Annotated in this window: 19 protein-coding genes and 1 pseudogene; 9 read left to right on the plus strand and 11 right to left on the minus strand. The window is 68.4% G+C overall.

The genetic code is table 11. The features are described 5' to 3' along the window. The first annotated feature begins 129 nt into the window (after nucleotides 1-129). On the plus strand, nucleotides 130-1,830 hold the full coding sequence (locus ABFX45_RS39665; RefSeq protein ID WP_109631152.1) for a substrate-binding domain-containing protein: 1,701 nt from the start codon (nucleotides 130-132) through the stop codon (nucleotides 1,828-1,830). A gap of 71 nt (nucleotides 1,831-1,901) precedes the next feature. Here ABFX45_RS39665 and hpt read toward each other — a convergent pair whose 3' ends face one another. The 4 genes from hpt to dacB are packed head-to-tail and all read right to left on the minus strand — an operon-like array spanning nucleotide 1,902 to nucleotide 6,483. After that, the gene (gene hpt / locus ABFX45_RS39670) at nucleotides 1,902-2,450 is read right to left on the minus strand and encodes a hypoxanthine phosphoribosyltransferase (RefSeq protein WP_109631147.1); all 549 of its coding nucleotides are present in this window, start codon (nucleotides 2,448-2,450) and stop codon (nucleotides 1,902-1,904) included. Nucleotides 2,451-2,467: 17 nt separating this feature from the next. Then, nucleotides 2,468-3,379 (minus strand): tRNA lysidine(34) synthetase TilS, encoded by a 912-nt coding sequence (gene tilS, locus ABFX45_RS39675; RefSeq protein WP_346135930.1) that lies wholly within the window; start codon nucleotides 3,377-3,379, stop codon nucleotides 2,468-2,470. A gap of 10 nt (nucleotides 3,380-3,389) precedes the next feature. Continuing rightward, nucleotides 3,390-4,433, minus strand: coding sequence for a zinc-dependent metalloprotease (locus ABFX45_RS39680; protein ID WP_109631141.1), 1,044 nt, complete (start codon nucleotides 4,431-4,433; stop codon nucleotides 3,390-3,392). A 28-nt stretch (nucleotides 4,434-4,461) separates the two neighbouring features. Further along, nucleotides 4,462-6,483 (minus strand): D-alanyl-D-alanine carboxypeptidase/D-alanyl-D-alanine endopeptidase, encoded by a 2,022-nt coding sequence (dacB, locus tag ABFX45_RS39685; RefSeq protein ID WP_346135933.1) that lies wholly within the window; start codon nucleotides 6,481-6,483, stop codon nucleotides 4,462-4,464. Nucleotides 6,484-6,606: 123 nt separating this feature from the next. Between dacB and ABFX45_RS39690 the strand changes: the two genes are divergently transcribed. Continuing rightward, nucleotides 6,607-7,113 (plus strand): inorganic diphosphatase, encoded by a 507-nt coding sequence (locus ABFX45_RS39690; RefSeq protein WP_109631135.1) that lies wholly within the window; start codon nucleotides 6,607-6,609, stop codon nucleotides 7,111-7,113. A gap of 56 nt (nucleotides 7,114-7,169) precedes the next feature. Here ABFX45_RS39690 and ABFX45_RS39695 read toward each other — a convergent pair whose 3' ends face one another. Continuing rightward, nucleotides 7,170-8,810, minus strand: a complete 1,641-nt coding sequence (locus ABFX45_RS39695) for an MDR family MFS transporter (RefSeq protein ID WP_346135935.1) — start codon at nucleotides 8,808-8,810, stop codon at nucleotides 7,170-7,172. 2 nt (nucleotides 8,811-8,812) lie between these two features. Then, the gene (locus ABFX45_RS39700; protein WP_346135937.1) at nucleotides 8,813-9,331 is read right to left on the minus strand and encodes a MarR family winged helix-turn-helix transcriptional regulator; all 519 of its coding nucleotides are present in this window, start codon (nucleotides 9,329-9,331) and stop codon (nucleotides 8,813-8,815) included. Between the two features lie 176 nt (nucleotides 9,332-9,507). On the opposite strand from ABFX45_RS39700, the gene ABFX45_RS39705 reads away from it, so the two are divergent. The 4 genes from ABFX45_RS39705 to ABFX45_RS39720 all read left to right on the plus strand — a co-directional run bounded on the left by ABFX45_RS39705 (nucleotide 9,508) and on the right by ABFX45_RS39720 (nucleotide 12,074). Then, nucleotides 9,508-9,960, plus strand: a complete 453-nt coding sequence (locus tag ABFX45_RS39705; protein WP_109631125.1) for a DUF4442 domain-containing protein — start codon at nucleotides 9,508-9,510, stop codon at nucleotides 9,958-9,960. A gap of 118 nt (nucleotides 9,961-10,078) precedes the next feature. Next, the gene (locus tag ABFX45_RS39710) at nucleotides 10,079-10,774 is read left to right on the plus strand and encodes an excalibur calcium-binding domain-containing protein (protein WP_346135940.1); all 696 of its coding nucleotides are present in this window, start codon (nucleotides 10,079-10,081) and stop codon (nucleotides 10,772-10,774) included. A 16-nt stretch (nucleotides 10,775-10,790) separates the two neighbouring features. After that, nucleotides 10,791-11,054: an alpha/beta fold hydrolase gene (locus ABFX45_RS39715; RefSeq protein WP_346135942.1), complete on the plus strand. Its 264-nt coding sequence runs from the start codon at nucleotides 10,791-10,793 to the stop codon at nucleotides 11,052-11,054. A 39-nt stretch (nucleotides 11,055-11,093) separates the two neighbouring features. Further along, nucleotides 11,094-12,074 (plus strand): TIGR03617 family F420-dependent LLM class oxidoreductase, encoded by a 981-nt coding sequence (locus tag ABFX45_RS39720; RefSeq protein ID WP_346135944.1) that lies wholly within the window; start codon nucleotides 11,094-11,096, stop codon nucleotides 12,072-12,074. On the opposite strand, the gene ABFX45_RS39725 is transcribed toward ABFX45_RS39720, so the two are convergent. Continuing rightward, entirely contained in the window at nucleotides 12,056-12,229 is a 174-nt protein-coding gene (locus tag ABFX45_RS39725) for a hypothetical protein (protein WP_170154724.1), read from the minus strand. The genes ABFX45_RS39720 and ABFX45_RS39725 overlap by 19 nt on opposite strands. Nucleotides 12,230-12,373: 144 nt before the next feature. Between ABFX45_RS39725 and ABFX45_RS39730 the strand changes: the two genes are divergently transcribed. Together ABFX45_RS39730 and ABFX45_RS39735 are read left to right on the plus strand one after the other, a co-directional pair. Further along, a complete protein-coding gene (locus ABFX45_RS39730) occupies nucleotides 12,374-12,970 on the plus strand; it encodes an ArsR/SmtB family transcription factor (RefSeq protein WP_211337134.1) in 597 nt (198 codons plus the stop codon). Beyond that, entirely contained in the window at nucleotides 12,967-13,701 is a 735-nt protein-coding gene (locus tag ABFX45_RS39735; RefSeq protein WP_346135946.1) for an SRPBCC family protein, read from the plus strand. The genes ABFX45_RS39730 and ABFX45_RS39735 overlap by 4 nt, the downstream gene beginning before the upstream one ends. Here the strand turns inward: ABFX45_RS39735 and ABFX45_RS39740 are convergent. After that, nucleotides 13,671-14,489 carry an endo alpha-1,4 polygalactosaminidase gene (locus tag ABFX45_RS39740; protein ID WP_170154722.1) on the minus strand — a complete coding sequence of 273 codons (819 nt, stop codon included), beginning with the start codon at nucleotides 14,487-14,489 and terminating at the stop codon, nucleotides 13,671-13,673. The genes ABFX45_RS39735 and ABFX45_RS39740 overlap by 31 nt on opposite strands. 65 nt (nucleotides 14,490-14,554) lie before the next feature. On the opposite strand from ABFX45_RS39740, the gene dctA reads away from it, so the two are divergent. Next, on the plus strand, nucleotides 14,555-15,910 hold the full coding sequence (gene dctA / locus ABFX45_RS39745) for a C4-dicarboxylate transporter DctA (protein ID WP_346135948.1): 1,356 nt from the start codon (nucleotides 14,555-14,557) through the stop codon (nucleotides 15,908-15,910). Here dctA and ABFX45_RS39750 read toward each other — a convergent pair. The 3 genes and pseudogenes from ABFX45_RS39750 to ABFX45_RS39760 all read right to left on the minus strand — a co-directional run. After that, nucleotides 15,884-15,961 (minus strand): annotated as a pseudogene (locus ABFX45_RS39750) (hypothetical protein); the annotation flags it as partial. The gene dctA and the pseudogene ABFX45_RS39750 sit on opposite strands and share 27 nt — an antisense overlap. Nucleotides 15,962-16,040: 79 nt before the next feature. Then, nucleotides 16,041-16,262 carry a hypothetical protein gene (locus tag ABFX45_RS39755; RefSeq protein ID WP_346135950.1) on the minus strand — a complete coding sequence of 74 codons (222 nt, stop codon included), beginning with the start codon at nucleotides 16,260-16,262 and terminating at the stop codon, nucleotides 16,041-16,043. 576 nt (nucleotides 16,263-16,838) lie between these two features. After that, nucleotides 16,839-17,089, minus strand: a 251-nt coding sequence (locus ABFX45_RS39760; protein ID WP_346135952.1) for a transposase family protein, incomplete at its 5' end; no start/stop codon positions are given.

Consider the following 17,089-nt stretch of genomic DNA (forward strand, 5'->3'; position numbering starts at 1 on the left):
CCGTCCGGATGAGTGACGCAGGTCACGCCATCTCATTACGTTTGGGGGTCACATGTCATCCTCATTCATCCCCCGAGTGTTCCCCCGCCACTCGAAAGAGTGAACACGTGACCGAAGGTAAGTAACTGTATGTCAGCACGTCACACGTCCCCCGGATTGTTCCGGCGGGTTGCGCTGCCCGTGGGCGCCCTGCTCGGAGTGGTCGCGGCGGCAGGCGTCACGGTCGTGGCACTACGTGTCACCAGCGGCGCCGACTGCTCCGGCGCACTGCCGTTGAAGGTCGCCGTCACACCTGCCGCGTTAGATGTGGTGAACGCGGCAGCGCAGGACTACCAGCGGTCGCAACCGGTCGTGAAGGGCCGCTGCGTTCAGGTCCAGGTCGAGTCGCGCAACGCGGCCGACGTGGCGAACGAGCTCCCCACCGCGCAGATCAACCCGCACTCCCTCTGGATCCCCGACTCCTCGATGTGGGCCGCGGAGGCCCAGCGGCAGGCCGCGGAAACCGGCCCCGAGGCCCCGAAGCTCGACATCAAGCCCTCGCTCGCCTCCAGCCCGCTCGTGATGGCCGGTTCCGAGAAGGCCATGTCCAAGATCGGCTACCCGGTCACCCCCGTCTCCTGGTCCAAGGTCGTCGACCCGAAGGTCCAGGTCTCGATGAGCGACCCGACGATGACCTCCGAGGGCCTCGCCTCGCTGTTCGTGATCCGCACCCTGCTGGGCAACCCGGACGGCACGCCCAAGCCGGAGCTGGTCGGCACCCTGCTGCGCGTGGGCCGCAGCGCCGTCCCGTCGGTGCGCGACTCGTTCGGCAAGGTCACCACGGACGCGGAGAAGGCACCGCTCTTCGCCGCGACCGAGCAGTCCGTCGTCGCGAACAACCGCGCGGCGAAGGACAACCTCGTCCTGGGCGCCCCGCCCAAGGAGGGCACGCTGTCCTTCGACTTCCCGCTGGTCCGGGTCTCCCGCCAGAACGAGCCGGAGGGCATCGGCGACGCCGCCGCGGAGTTCGAGAAGGTCCTGCGGTCAGCCGAGACCTCCAAGCGCTTCGGCGAGGCGGGCTTCCGCACCGTCCAGGGCGCCGCGCCGGCCAAGTGGTCGACCGACGTCGAGGGCGTGCAGGCCGGCGACGTGAAGCTGATCGAGACCCCGAACGCCGACCAGGTGTCCGAGCTGCTGCGCACGTGGGGCGCCATCAGCCTCGACATGCGCATGCTGACCGTCATCGACGTCTCCGGCTCGATGATCGACAAGGACCGCAACGGCAAGACTCGAGTGGAGGCCGCGGCGGAGGCGTCCATGACCGCACTCGCAATGCTGCCGGACACCACGCAGATCGGCCTGTGGGCGTTCTCGACCGACAAGAAGCCGCCGCAGGACTGGATCGAGCTCGTGCCGATCGGCCCGCTGGGCGAGCCGCTCGCCGGCGTCACCCGCCGCAAGCGCCTGGAGGCGGGCGCCAGCCAGCTGCCAGGACTCGTCGGCGGCGGCACGGCGTTGAACGACACGACCCTCGCGGCGTACCGGCACGTGCTGTCCACCTACGACCCGTCGAAGGTCAACTCGGTGGTGCTGATGACCGACGGCCGCAACGACGACACCGGTTCGTCGATCGACACCGCGACGTTGATCGAGACCCTGAAGCGGGAGACCGACCCGACCAAGCCCGTGCCGATCATCATGGTCGGGCTCGGGGAGGAGGTCGACATGGATGCGCTGCGGTCCATTTCCGCTGCTACCGGAGGTAAGGCGTATCAGGCGCCGACTCCGGAGGACATCCGCGGGGTGCTGCTGGACGCCGTTTCGCAGCGGCGGTGCCGGCCGAACTGCTGACCCACCGGAATCGCGAAAAACGGGGGCGCTGCCACGAATGGCAGCGCCCCCGTTTCACGTCAGGAGAACCGTCAGCTCGAGTAAACCTTCGGGTCCAGGGTGCCGATGTACGGCAGGTCCCGGTACCTCTCGGCGTAGTCCAAGCCGTACCCGACCACGAACTCGTTGGGGATGTCGAAGCCGACGTACTTCACCGGCACCTCGACCTTCACCGCGTCTGGCTTGCGCAGCAGCGTGCACACCTCCAGGGACCGAGGCCGGCGCGACTGCAGGTTCTTGAGCAGCCACGACAGCGTGAGGCCCGAGTCGATGATGTCCTCGACGATCACCACCCTGCGGTCGGCGATGTCTCGGTCCAGGTCCTTCAGGATCCGCACCACGCCCGAGGAGGACGTGGAGGAGCCGTAGGACGAAACGGCCATGAACTCGAGCTGCACAGGAACGGGCAGCGCTCGGGCCAGGTCGGCCATGAACATCACCGCGCCCTTGAGAACGGTGATAAGCACGAGGTCGGAGTCACCTTCTGGGTGATCATCCGCGACCTGCTTGGCGAGTTCGGTGACCTTGTCGCTGATCTCCTGCTCGGTGATGAGCACGGATGCGATGTCGCCGTCGTACACGGACAGGTCCCCTCTGCTTAAGACTCTGGTTCAACAACGAGCCTGCCATGCGCGCGCCGCACGACAAAGCCGCCGGGTAGCCAGACACCGCCCTGACCGCGCCATTCACTCACGAGTGCGTCAACACGACGCAGGTGCGAATCGGACAGTTCCGGCACTCCCTCGTCGATGAGCCACGACCTGAGCACTCTCCGTCGAAGTGCGACGGGCAACTCGGCGATGTCGTCCACGGCACAGCAGTCGCCGCCGAACGCCGCGGCCAGCGAGTCGAGTGCGTCACAGTCCTCGCGCAGCTGGGCAGCCGTGCGCGCCAACGACGACGCGACACCGCCCTGCAGCACGTCCTCCAGCAACGGCAGGACCTCCGAACGCAACCGCACGCGGGTGAACGACGGATCCGAGTTGTGAGGGTCCTCCCACACCTCGATGCCCTGCTCCGCACAGAAAGCACGGGTGGCGGCGCGCGACACGCCGAGCAGCGGCCGTCCCCACGGCGGGTCGAACGCACGCATCCCCGCGATCGAACGCGGGCCGGAGCCGCGGCCCAGGCCCAGCAGCACGGTCTCGGCCTGGTCGTCGAGGGTGTGGCCGAGCAGCACGACGCCGGAAGCAGGCCTCAGAGCCGCGTAACGCGCCTTGCGGGCCGCCGCCTCCGGGCCACCGGGCCCCGAGACCTCGACGGCCTCCACATGGGCCACGAGACCGAACTCCGCGCACTGCCGGGCCGCGCGCAGCGCCACGTCACCGGAACCGAGCTGCAGCTGGTGGTCGACGATCACGGCGGAAGCGCCGGGGACGAACCGGCCGACACACGCGGCCAACGCCAGGGAGTCGGCGCCGCCGGAGACCGCGACGGTCACCGCGTCCGGGCGCACCTCGTCGAGGAACCTCCGCACCGCCGTCCTGATCTCGGCGACCGGGCCGTTCACGGTGCCTCACTCACGGGGCCACGCGACGCAGCCAGGTCATCGGCTCGGCGATCTCGGCACGGGTCGGCAGGGTCTCGGCCGAGGTCCAGATCGCGTTGAAACCGTCCATCCCGACGCGTTCCACGACGTACTCGGTGAACGCCGCGCCCTCTTCGTACTGGCGCACCTTCGCGTCCACGCCGAGCAGCGTGCGCAGGACCCGGTCCAGCAGGCCGCCGCCCTTGCGGCGCGCGGTGAAGCGGTGGCGGATGGTCGACACCGACGGCACGACGGTGGGGCCGACCGCGTCCATCACGTGGTCCGCGTGGCCTTCGAGCAAAGTGGACAGTGCGATCAGCCGGTCCAGCACGGCTTTCTGCTGCGGCGACTGGATGAGCTCGATCAGCCCGATCGGGCCGTCGCCCGCGCGCAGCTTGTGCCGGAAGTCGCGGATCACGTCCGGCAGCGGCGCTCGATCGTCGTCCATTGTGGAGAGAAGCGCCGTGACCTGGTCGGAGAAGTACCTCCGCAGCCACGGCACACCGGTGAACTGCAGGCGGTGCGTGCACTCGTGCAGGCACACCCACATCCGGAAGTCGTCGTCGGGCACGTCCAGGGCCTGTTGCGCACCAACGATGTTCGGCGCGACGAGCAGCAGCCGTCCCGCCAGCTGGTCGCTCGGGCTGAACGGGTCGTACTGGCCGAGCACCCGCGACGACAGGAACGCCATCACGACGCCCGCCTGCACGCCGGCCGTGCCCGCGAGGATGCTCGCCATCGCACCGGCCTGACGCGGCATCGCGGGCGCGGTCAGGGCGGCGAGGCCCTGCGCGGCGGCCCTGACCCACGCGGGGCGGTCCACGACCTCACCCGGCAGCAGCGGCAGACCCTGGCCGAGGCCTGTCAGCTCGCGCACGTGCACCTCGGCCTGAGGCGCGAGCTCACGAAGTCTGCCGACGACGTGGTCGGCCTGGTCCTTGCCGATCACCGGGCCCGGCCGCACGAGCCGGACGGCGGTCGCCACCGCCAGCTCCCAGTCCACCGGGCCGAGCTCTGCCTCCGTCGCGCCGTTCACCCTGCCGAAGTTACCTGCGCACGCCCCGCTACGAACAGCCACAGCCCCGCAACGCAGCGGCCATCACGTCCAGCGCCGGCCTCACCTCGAGCTCCGGGTTGCGGTTGCTCGCCGACATGAACGAGAACACGAGCACCCGTCCGTCGACGTCGACGACCACGCCGGCGAGCGCGTTGACGCCGGTGAGCGTGCCCGTCTTGGCCCGCACCCAGCCCTTGCCGCCGGACGCGCTGCCGCCGTACCGACCGGCCAGGGTGCCGCTGCCACCCGCCACCGGCAGTGCCGTCAGCAACGGCCGCAGCTTCGCCGTGCGCGGGTCGTCGAGCGTGGGCTTGGCCGCCGTGGCCAGCACGTCGGTGAGCAGCTTGGCGGGGATCTTGTTCGTGGCCGAGAGGCCGCTGCCGTCGACGAAGTTCGCGCCGGTGAGGTCGAACCCGTTCTTGGTCAGGACGTCGCGCACCGCCTTGACGCCACCGGCGAACGACGGCTCGTTGCCCGTCTTGATCGCGACCTCGCGGGCGATCGCCTCGGTGAGGACGTTGTCCGAGATCTGCATCATGTTGTCGACGAGCTGCTCGATCGGCGCCGACTTGATCTCGCCGAGCACCTGCGCGCCCTGCACAGCCGTGCCGGGGGTCGCGCCAGGAGCCCCGATGCGCTGCGCGAACGCGTCCGCCGCCGACTGGGCCGGGCTCCCGGTGCGGGCCGACACGTCGTTCTTCGGGTTGAGCCGGCCGCCGTCGAGCATGAACGGCACGATCGGTGCCACCGAGCCGCCCGCGATGTCGGCCGTCTCCCACTGCGGGCCCAGCGCCTCGCCCGTGTACCGGCTCAGGTCGAACTGGACCTTGGTGACCTGGCCCTTCTGCTTCACCTGGTTGACCAGGTCGTCCAACGCGGCGGCGCCGGGATAGACGGAGCTGCCGGGCGTGCCGGAGATCGTCGGGTCGCCACCGCCGACGATCACCACGGTGCCGGGCTCCGCGCCCTGCACGACCTTGGTGGACAGCTGGTCGGTCTTCTCCAGGCTGAGCAGCGCCGCGGCCGCCGTGAGGATCTTGAGGCTCGACGCGGGCGTCGCGGCCGTGGTGTCGCCCTGCTGCCACAGGACGGTGCCGTTGGCGGGGTCCACGACGCTGCCGGTCAGCGTGCCGAGAGCGGAGTTGCCGGCGGGGCCGGCGAGCACCGACTTCACGCCGGCGGGGCTCGGCGCCGGTCCACCCGCGGTGACCGCCTTGACCAGCGGCTGGACCGCGGCGGGCGGGGCCGGGGGCTTGATCTCGACGGCCGCTGGGCCGCCGAACTCGTCGACCGCGTAGAGCGTGGCTCCGGCGAGCGCCGCTACGACCAGCAGGCCGAGCACGACGACGAGCGGCTTGCGGCCCTTCTTCGGCTCGTCGGAGCCGGTCAGCCGGTCTTCCGGCTCTTCGTCGTAACCGGAGACCGGGAGGGTCTCGCGAACGGGCTCTTCCTGGCGCGGCGGCGGGGCCTGCTCGACGCGCTCCTGGCGCAGTGGTTCCTGGCGCGGCGGCGCGGCTTGCTGGACGCGCTCCTGGCGCAGTGGTTCATGGCGCGGCGGCTGGGGTCGCGGGGCCTGCGACTCAGGTCTGACCGACTGGTCGAACCACGACGGCTCCGACACCGGCAACTGGTCGACCCGAGCCGTCTTCGCGGCCACCGGAGTGGCCTCGGCACCGGGCGAGATCCGCATCGGCGCGGCCCTCGGCGGCTCGACCTGCCGAGGTTGGCCACCGTCCGGACCAACCTGCCCGTGAGACTTCCCACCAGAAGATCCACCCGCGGGCCCGCCGGAACCCTGCAAAGGCACACCGGAAGCCCTCGCGGCGCTGCCGGCGCCGTTGGGAGCTGAACGGACAGGAGACGATCGCAGCGGCTCCTGAGTGGACGGTGGCGCCAGCACGGGAGCGATCGGGAGCCGCATGGTCGGCTGATCCAGCGACGGGCGGCTGACCTGCAGAGTTGGCCCTTCTGGCACGACGCCGGGCTCGGCGTCGTCGTCCTCGGTCGGCCACTGGGGCTCGTCCGGCAAGAGGACCTCCGTCAGCTCGGTACGGGCAATCTCACACCCTCCAGCCGCGGCTCCGATGAGGGTTGACAGGGCGTCGTGGTCCACACTAGTGGCGTCACGAATGGGCTACATGAGCGAGGACCAGTGGAGTTCGACGTCCTGATCGAGATCCCCAAGGGCGTGCGCAACAAGTACGAGGTGGACCACAAGAGTGGTCGCATCCGCCTCGACCGCACGTTGTTCACGTCGACGCAGTACCCGGCCGACTACGGGTTCATCGAGAACACCCTGGGTGAGGACGGCGACCCGCTGGACGCCCTCGTCCTCGTCCAGGAGCCGACGTTCCCCGGCTGCCTGATCGCGGCCCGTGCCATCGGCATGTTCCGCATGACCGACGAGAAGGGCGGCGACGACAAGGTTCTGTGCGTCCCGGCCTACGACCCGCGGCACGAGCACCTGCGCGACATCCACCACCTGGCGGAGTTCGACCGCCTGGAGATCCAGCACTTCTTCGAGGTCTACAAGGACCTCGAGCCCGGCAAGAGCGTCGAGGGCGCGACCTGGGTCGGCCGCACCGAGGCCGAGGCCGAGATCGTCCGCTCCTACCAGCGTCTCAAGGATGCCGAGGCGAACGGCGAAGTGCACCACTGAGACAACGCGAAAGGGCCGTCCCCCCACGAGGAGGACGGCCCTTTTTCGCGCAACGGCTAGACCGCGACGGCCTCGGCGTCGGCCACCCGCTCCAGGCCCGACCTGGTCGACAGCGGCTTCTCACGCAGGAACCACACGAGGACGAACGCCGCCACCATCACGATCCCGCCGGTCATGAAGACCAGGTCGATCGCGCCGGAGAAGCCGTCCAGGAACGGACGCGCCAGCACCGGGTCGAGATGGTTGAGGAACTCGGTGTTGTTGATGTCCACGCCGGACCCGCCACCGGCCTGCAGCGACTTGGCGAACTCCGGGTTCTGGGCAAGCGCGACCTTGAACGCCTCGGTCTGCATCGCGGACCTGAGGCCCTCCGCGATCTTGTCGCCCACCGTGCTGAACAGGATCGACAGGAACACCGCGGTGCCGACCGTGCCACCGATGTTGCGGAAGAACGTCGCCGACGAGGTCGCCACACCCATGTCGCGCGGCTCGGCGTCGTTCTGGATCGCGACCAGCAGCGTCTGCATGCACTGGCCAAGACCGGCACCCATGACGAACATGTAGACCATGACCAGCCCGGCCGGCGTGTCCGTGCCGATGGTGCTGAACAGGAACAGCGCGATCGCCATCAGCGCCGAGCCGATGATCGGGAAGAGCTTGTAGCGACCGGTCTTCGCGGTGACGCGGCCGCTGATCGCCGTCGCCGAGATGATGCCGAACGTCATCGGCAGCAGCATCAGGCCGGAGACCGTCGGCGACACGCCCTTCACGATCTGCAGGTACAGCGGGATGGAGACCATGCCGCCGAACATGCCGATGCCGAGCACGAAGTTGACCGTGTTGCCCAGCGCGAACGTGTGGTTGCCGAACATCCGCAACGGCAGCAGCGCCTCGTCACCCATGCGCCGTTCGACGAACACGAACGCCACCAGGCCGAGCACACCGATCGCGTACATCGCGAGCGACGTGGCCGAGGCCCAGCCCCACTCACGTCCCTGCTCGGCGACGATCAGCAACGGCACCAGGCCGACGGTCAGCGACAGCGCGCCGAGGAAGTCGATGCGGTGGTCGACCCGCTGGTGCGGGACGTTCAGCACGCGGCCGACGACGAGCAGCGCGATCAGCGCGATCGGCACGTTCACCAGGAACACCCAGCGCCAGCCGGTCACACCGGCGAACGTGTCGAGACCGGCGAACAGACCGCCGACGACCGGGCCGAGCACGCTCGCCGAGCCGAACACCGCCATGAAGTACGCGGAGTACTTGCTGCGCTCCCGCGGCGAGGTCATGTCCGCCATGATCGCGAAGGCGAGCGACATCAGACCTCCGGCGCCGAGGCCCTGCACCGCGCGGAACGCGGCCAGCTCGTACATCGACGTCGCGATGCCGGACAGCAGCGATCCGAGCAGGAAGAACGAGATCGCGGCGAGGTACATCGGCTTGCGCCCGTAGATGTCGGACAGCTTGCCGTACAAGGGCGTCGTCACCGTCGCGGTGATGAGGTACGCGGTGGTCGCCCACGCTTGCAGCGTCTGGCCGTGCAGCTGGTCCGCGATGGTCTTCATGGCGCTGGAAACGATCATCTGGTCCAGTGCCGCGAGGAACATGCCCAGCATGAGGCCGGACAGCACCGTCAGGATCTGACGATGCGTCAACGAGGCCCCTGGTGCGGGTGTCGCCTCGGTTGTCTGTGACATCTCTACTTTTCCCCTCCTGCGCGGATCCCCAGCCCGCGTTCGGTCATCAGCACCGGAATCGTGCGTTCGTAGTCCTGGACGAAGCGTTCGAACAGATCCGCGAAGCTCTTGAAGTCGTCTTCCGACCAGTCCGCGAACAGCCGCTCGAACGCTTCACGGCGCATGCGGCTTCGCTCGGCGAGCAGCTCTCGCCCCGCCTCGGTGACGGCGAGCACGCTGGCCCGCCCGTCGGCCGGATCGGCTCGCCGCTCCACGAGCCCGTCCTTGACCAGCCCGGCCACCTGCCTGCTGATCGTGGACGGGTCGGAGAACACCGCCTCGGCGAGCGCGCTCGACCTGCACTCGCCGAGACCGGCGAGAGAGGCCAGGAGGACGAACGCCGACTTGTCGATGCCCTGCTTGGCCATCTGGTGTGTGAGCTGGGCGTGCATCTTGTTCAGACGCACCATCGTCATGCTCACGCGATCAGCGAGCTCGTGCTCGTGCTCGGGATCCACGTGGCACCTCCCCGGCTCAACCATCACACACACCTCGTTGCTTGTATCACCCAACTAGTTGCTCAGCACAAGCATCCATCTCGGCACACGGGAACGCAAGTGGGTTTCAGGTCTCACTCCACTGTGGAGTGGTACGAGCACGGTGAGTGCCGGTTACCGACCGGTAGCAAACTGGGTTACCCGCCGGTAGCATCCGTCTCATGAGCCAAGACGTGTCGTTCGTCGCCGACGCAATGAAGCAGGCAGTGCCGTGGGTCAAGACCACCGGCATCGACTTCGAAGAGGTCTCCACCAGCCGTGTCGTCGCGTCGCTGCCGGACGACGAGACGCTGCGCAACCACGTCGGCGGGCCGCACGCCGCGATGATGTTCGGTCTCGCGGAGACCGCGTCCGGCGCCGTCGTGATGGCCGCGTTCGCCGCGCACATGGGCAAGGCCACGCCGCTCGTCGTCCGCGCGGACATCGCCTACAAGAAGGTCGCCATGGGCGTCCTGCGTGCCGAGGCCGTTCTCGGGCGCGCCGCCGACGAGGTGCTGGCCGAGCTGGAGTCCGGAACGCGGCCGGAGTTCCCGGTGAACATCATGATCACCAATGCCGAGGGCGTGACCACCGGAGAGATGACCGTGGTCTGGACGTTGAAGCCCGCACGCTGAACTGGGCGTCTCCGTATTTCAGTTCGGACTACCTGTGAACCGATCCGGGTCAAATACGTAACCTTGGCCACTCTCCCGTCAGAGTGCACCATTCGGGTTCATGTCGGGGTGGAGAACTGTGAGCGGCGGAGTCCTGCTGGTAGCGCTCACCGCAGGGTGTGCGCCGCAGGTACAGCAGTCGACTCCCGTTGCCGTGGAGAAGCCGGTCGAGGACGTGCCGGTGACGACGTCCGCGGCGATCCCGCCCGCCCAGCTGGGCATCAGCGTGGCCTCGATCGTGGACGGCCGCGCGGTGATGCTGTCCGACGGGTCGAAAGCCGAGGTCGCGGGCCTCGCCCAGCCGGGACCGTGCTGGGCTGAGGCCGCGGCCAAGTTCGCCGGCAGCATGCTGCTGAACCAGCAGGTGCGGTACGACAGGACCACGGGCTCGCTCGTCCTCGCGGACGGCACCGACTACGCGTTGCTCGCGCTGGGCAACGGCGCCGGCCGCACCGCCGGCAACCCGACGCCCGCGCAGAGGGAAGCCGAAGGCGCCGCACAGCGGGTTCCGATGGGGCTCTGGGGCGCGCCGTGCGGTGGCAAGGACGCCCTCGAGACCCCCACTCCTGCTCCGCCTCCCCCGCCGCCTCCGCCACCGCCCGCTCCGAAGCCGACCACGACGACGCCGAAGCCCAAGCCGGTGTTCTACGCGAGCTGCGAGGACGCCTGGCGGGCCGGTGCGGCGCCGATCTACTGGGGCCAGCCCGGCTACCGGGTCGAGCTCGACGGGAACCGGAACGGAATCGCCTGCGAGCCCCGGTACGGCTACCGCTGACTCTTGCGCTCGCGCCATGCGACTGCACGTCCACCAGTGGGGCCGTGGTCCGCGCGTGGTGCTGGTGCGCGGCGGCGTACTCGGAGGCCGGGAGACCTGGCGCGCCCAGCGACCGCTCACCGAGCGGTGGACGCCGCTCGCACCGGACCGGCCGGACCACGGGCAGTCGTCACCCGCGCGGCAGGACTTCGAGCCGGAGGGGACCCGGGATCGCCCGCGAGACCGGTGGGCGACGGGCGATGTGCCGGGGACGCGACCACCTCGTCCAGGAGGCTCCTGAGTTCAACGCGCTGCTGGGCGGTTTTCTAACCTCAACGGCATGAAGCTGGACAGGAGCGCCGTCGACTACACGCCTGGCAACGCCGGTGCCATCGCGAAACGGGCGGAGGACCGGGGTTACGACGGGTTCTGGCTCGCCGAGACCAAGCACGACCCGTTCCTCGCGCTGTCCGGGGCCGCGGCGGCGACCGAGCGGATCGAGCTCGGCACGGCGATCGCGGTGGCGTTCGCGCGCAACCCGATGACCATCGCGACCACGGCGAACGACCTGCAGCTGCTGTCGGTGGGCCGGTTCAACCTCGGGCTCGGCTCGCAGATCGAAGCCCACATCACCAAGCGCTTCTCCATGCCGTGGAGCAGGCCGGCCGCCCGCATGCGCGAGTTCGTGCTGGCCGTCCGGGCGATCTGGCACGCGTGGGAGACCGGCGAGCGGCTGGCGTTCCGCGGCGAGTTCTACAAGCACACGCTGATGACGCCGTTCTTCGACCCCGGACCGAACCCGCACGGCAACCCGCCGATCTACCTCGCGGGTGTCGGCGAACTGATGACCGAGGTCGCGGGTGAGGTCGCGGACGGCTTCCTGTGCCACAACTTCACGACGGAGCGGTACCTGCGCGAGGTGACGCTGCCCGCGCTCGAACGCGGCCGGGCCAAGGCGGGAAAGACGCTGGAGGGCTTCGAGATCAGCGGGCCCGTGTTCGCCGCGACCGACGATGCGGAGATCGCCGACGTCAAGCGGCAGATCGCGTTCTACGGATCGACGCCCGCGTACAAGCCGGTGCTGGAGCTGCACGGCTGGGGCTCGTTGCACGAGGAGCTGCACCGGATGTCCCGGCGGCAACAGTGGACTGAGATGAGCGAGCTGATCAGTGACGAGGTGCTGCACGAGTTCGCCGTCGTCGGGTCGTCACCCGATGCCGTCTCGACCGCGCTGCTGGACCGCTTCGGCGACGTCGTCACGAGGATCTCGCCCTCGACGAACGTGCTCAGGAAGAGTCCGGCTCAGCGTCCGGAGAAGTGACTGAGGCCCTGCCGCGCCAGCTCGGCGTGGAAAGCGTCGAGCTCGGCGCGCACTCTCGCGACGCCCCTCTTGCGGATCCACCTGCGTCTTCCCACGTTGGCGGCGGTCAGGGCGAACGGCAGAGCCAGCAGGGTCAGCACCAGCATCATGATCATGTTGTCTCCTCAAGGGTTGCGAACAAGCAACGACCAATCGAGACACCGCTTACGGTACCGGGTCCAAAGCCACCCAGGTGGAGCAAAGTCACCGACAGCAACTCAGTTCTTGACTAATTTTGTTTTCGGTGCGACGGTGGAGCCATGTTCGAAGTGGCGGTGATCGAGGACCCAGCAGCGGCCGAGGTGTCGCTGGACCCGGTGCGGGCACGCCTGCTCGCGGAACTGGCCGAGCCGGGATCGGCGACGATGCTCGCCGCGAAGGTCGGCCTGCCCAGGCAGAAGGTGAACTACCACCTGCGCACCCTGGAGCAGCACGGCCTGGTGGAGCTCGTCGAGGAACGGCGCAAGGGCAACGTGAACGAGCGCCTGCTGCAGGCGACCGCAGCGTCCTACGTGATCTCCCCGACGGCGCTCGCGGCGGTGCAGCCCGACCCGGCGCGCTCACCCGATCGGTTGTCCGCGCGGTGGCTGCTGGCCGTCTCGGCCAGGCTGGTGCGCGACGTCGGCACGTTGATCACGGGCGCCACCAAGGCCAAGAAGCGGCTCGCGACCTTCGCGTTGGACGGTGAGGTCCGGTTCGCCACGGCGGCCGACCGCGCGGCGTTCGCAGAAGAGCTCGCCACGTGCGTGACGCGGCTCGTCGCCAAGTACCACGACGAACAGGCCGAAGGAGGGCGACCGCACCGAGTCGTCGTCGCCCTGCATCCCAGCGTCGCTGCCAAGGAGGAAGAGTCGTGACCCGCGAGTTCGAGATCAAGAAGGAAGTCGAGGTCGAGGGGACCCCCGAGCAGGTCTGGGACGCCATCGCGACCGGCCCGGGCATCGACTCGTGGTTCATGGGACCGCACACGGTCGACGGACGCCTCGGTGGCCGCATGTCGATCGACATGGGTTTCTTCCAGGAGCACTCGACGATCACCGCTTGGGAGCCCGGCAGGCACCTCGCCTACGAGAGCGACAAGGGCGAGGGCGGCACGTTCCACGCGATGGAGTACCTGATCGAGGGCCGTGACCAGGGCTCGACGGTGCTGCGGTTCGTGCACAGCGGCATCCTCGGCGACGGCTGGGGCGACGAGTACCTGGACCAGTCCTCGAAGGGCTGGGACATGTACCTGTTCACGATGGCCGAGTACGTGAAGCACTTCGCGGGCAGGCACGGCACCTACGTGTTCGCGCAGTGGCCGGAGGGCGAGAAGAGCTGGCCGGCGCTGATGAGGGCGCTCGGCGTCCCCGAGGACGCGCAGGTCGGCGACGAGGTCACGCTCGAACCGTTCGGCGTCACCGGCGTCGTGGACTACGTCGTCAACCACGACGTCCACCAGTTCCTCGGGGTGCGAGGCGAGGACGGCCTCTACCGCTTCCACGGCACGAACGCCGTCGGCCACCACCTCTTCGGTGACGCGACCGGCCAGGCCGAGAAGTGGCAGGCGTTCCTCGCTCAGCTGGCCGGGCAGACCTCGTTGACGTAGTCGGAGTGCCCGTACGGCACCACGTTCCGGTCGCGGCGGATGATCGCCACCTTGCCGCCGCGATCGGCACACGACTTCTGGAACGCCTCGTCGGTGTACTCGATCTGGAAGAAGTTGTCGCCGAACGCGTCCGCGTAGTGCTTGCACTCGCCGTTGGCCTCGCAGTCCTCGGTGATCGCGAAGTCGAAGCCGATGTACTTCTTGCCCGAGTCGCCGAGCTCACCGCCGTTCTTCTGCGCGACGGCGAGCCCCTTCTCGTGGGCGTGCTTCACGAACGCCTTCATGAATTCCTTGGTGGCGTTGAGGTCGAACGCCCCGCCGGCGCGCGTGTGCGAGTCGAGGTTGTCCGCCTCGATCGCCTGGAAGCGCGAGATCTTGCAGCCCTCGATCCACTTCTTCTGGATGTCGAGGATCTTCTGGCGCTTGTCGGCGGTGGAGATGTCGAGGATGCCCTCGTCCCACTCCGGGTCGATCACCGGCTGCCCGTCCGGCTTCTTGACCAGCAGGTCACCGTGGTTCTGCCGCCACCAGCTCAGGCTGCCCTCCATCGGATCCGGCTGCGTCTGGAGGGCGTTGAGGTAGCAGACGTTGTAGCGGTCTCCGACGGGGATCTTGCCGCGGTCGCGCACGACGATCTTGACCCGGGCGTCCGGCTGGTAGATCCCGCCGATCTGGTAGTCGAACCTGCCACCGACGGGCGGCAGCTCGACCGGCGGAGCCTCGGGTTCGCTCGCGCTGCAGGAGGCGACGAGCAGGAGCAGGGCGGCAACGGCCGCGACTGGCTTCATGCGCGGCAGTGTGCCACTCGCCGGATAGCGCAGGTGTAACACGAAGGGCACTCCATCGCTCATAAATGAGATTTAGCTTCCGGGATGTGAAAACTCGGTCGCTCTTTCTACAGCTTCTCGTCGCGGTTGTGGCCGGTGTGCTCGTGGGCCACTTCTTCAGGTCGTTCGGCGCGGACCTGAAGCCGATCGGGGACGGCTTCATCAAGCTGATCAAGATGGTGATCGCGCCGCTGATCTTCTGCGTCGTCGCGACGGGCATCGCCAAGGTCGGTGACCTTCGGGCGGTCGGCCGGATCGGCGTGAAGGCGCTGATCTACTTCGAGGTGGTGTCGACGGCCGCGCTCGCGTTCGGGCTGCTGGTCGGCAACGTGGTGCGACCGGGTGCCGGCATGAACGTCGATCCCTCCACACTGGACGCCTCCGCCGTCGAGGCGAAGACGCAGGGCGGTCACCTCCCCGGCGTCGTTCAGTTCCTGCTGGATCTCATTCCTTCCAGTGTGGTGGACGCGTTGGCGCGCAACGCGTTGCTTCAGGTGCTGTTGTTCGCCGTGCTGTTCGGCTGCGCGCTGGCCCAGCTCGGTGAGCGGGCGACGCCCGTGGTGGATCTCCTGGAACGCGTCAACCTGGCGTTCTTCACGGTGCTGAGCTACGTGATGAAGCTGGCGCCGCTCGGCGCGTTCGGGGCGATGGCGTTCCTGGTCGGGCAGTACGGGCTGGGGTCGTTGCGCACGTACCTCTGGCTGATCCTGTCGGCTTACGGCGCGGCGCTGCTGTTCTGCCTGCTGCTGGGCGTGATCGCGTGGTCGTTCGCACGGGTGAACCTGGTGCGGTTCGTGCGGTTCGCGAAGGAGGAGTTTTTGCTGGCGCTCGGCACGGCGTCGTCGGAGGCCGTGCTGCCGCGGATGATGGTGAAGCTGCAGCGTGCCGGATGTGCGCCGACATCGGTCGGCCTGGTGCTGCCGACCGGGTACTCGTTCAACCTGGACGGTGCCTCGATCTACCTGTCGCTCGCCACGGTCTTCCTCGCCCAGGCGTTGAACGTGCCCCTGGATCTCGGCGACCAGCTGACGATCGTGCTGGTGCTCGTGCTGACCTCCAAGGGCATGGCCGGTGTGCCCGGCTCGGCGTTCCTCGCGCTGTCCGCGTCGGTCGCCGCGGTCGGGTCGATCCCGGCCGCGGCGGTCGCGTTGCTGCTCGGCGCGGACCGGATCATGGATTCGATGCGCGTCTTCACGAACCTGCTGGGCAACTGCGTGGCGACGTTCGTCGTGTCGCGCTGGGAGGGGATGCTGGACGTGGAGCAGATGCGGTCAGCCCTCGGCAATCCAGGCCGTGACGACCTCGTCGAGCAGGCCGAGGGTGAGGTTGCCGTGGTTGAGGACGACCTCGTGGAAGTCACGGACGTCGAACGCCGCTCCTAGCGTCTGCTCGGCTTTGGCGCGCAACTCCTGGAACTTGAGCCGTCCCACCATGTACGCGAGCGCCTGGCCCGGTTGGGCGAGATAGCGGTCGACCTCGGTCAAGCTGCCTGTCGCTATCCCGCCCGAGCGGTTACGCGGCCTGATCGACCGAGCGGAGGGTGCACTGGCCCGCCTGACTGTCGTGCTGGTCGCCGTCCATGGGCTTGGCAGCCTTGAGATCCGTCATCTCCGCCTCGATAATCTCGATCTCCAGCGCGGAAGGCTCGCCGTCCGCCGTCGGCGGGGACAGCGCACTGTCCACTTCGATCATCTGACTCATGAGCTGGCGCTGGATTGGCTTCGCGAACGTCACCGCCGCTGGCCCACAAGCACCAATCCGCACCTGCTGATCACCGCGCAGAGCGCGTTCGTCCTCGCTGGGTCACCCATCGCTCGCGCCACCGTGGACCGCTGCTTCCGGCTGTTGGGCATCCAGGCCTCAAGCCTTCGCCAGGACCGCATCCTCGACGAAGCCCGCGTCACCGCTGATCCTGTGCACCTCATGCGCGTATTCGGCATCTCGGCCGCGACCGCCATGAGATACCTCCACGCAGCCCATCCTGAGCGGACAGCTGTCCCTCCAAGATGAGCGGGAGGGAGGGACGCTGGTCGCACCGGACGAGATGCGGCAGGTGTTGTCCGACTGCGTCCGACACGTTGTGGGACAAGGCAAAGGCTGACAGCCGCGAACGATTCGCGGTTCTCCGCCACCGCGGACCTGCGCGACCTGCAGCCGAGCTGATGGCCGCGCGGACCGGGATGTTCGCCTGGACGCAAGCGTGGGCCAGGGCATGGCGGCGAATTCCATCTCGGCAAGACTTAAAGGGCGCAGCGAACCACTCCGCCACGGAATCCGAAGAACCGGACATTGACGTGATCTCAACGAGTTTCAGGTGAGCCGTCCGTACTCGAAATGGGTGAGTACGAGTGCGGCTTTGACGATGTGGCCGATCTTGCGTGGGCTGGTGGTGAAGTGCCGCAGGGCGCGCCAGCGCCCGGTCAGCAGGGCGAAACCGCGTTCACCGAGGCAGCGCAGGCCTCGCAGCAGGGCGTTGTAGGTGCGAGTGTCGATGTCGAGCACCTGGCCGTCCGTAGGTTGTTTGACCGGCGTGAACACGCCGATGCCTGCCCCGTCGTAGC

Source organism: Lentzea roselyniae (genome assembly GCF_039537795.1).
GTDB classification, from domain to species: Bacteria; Actinomycetota; Actinomycetes; order Mycobacteriales; family Pseudonocardiaceae; genus Lentzea; species Lentzea atacamensis.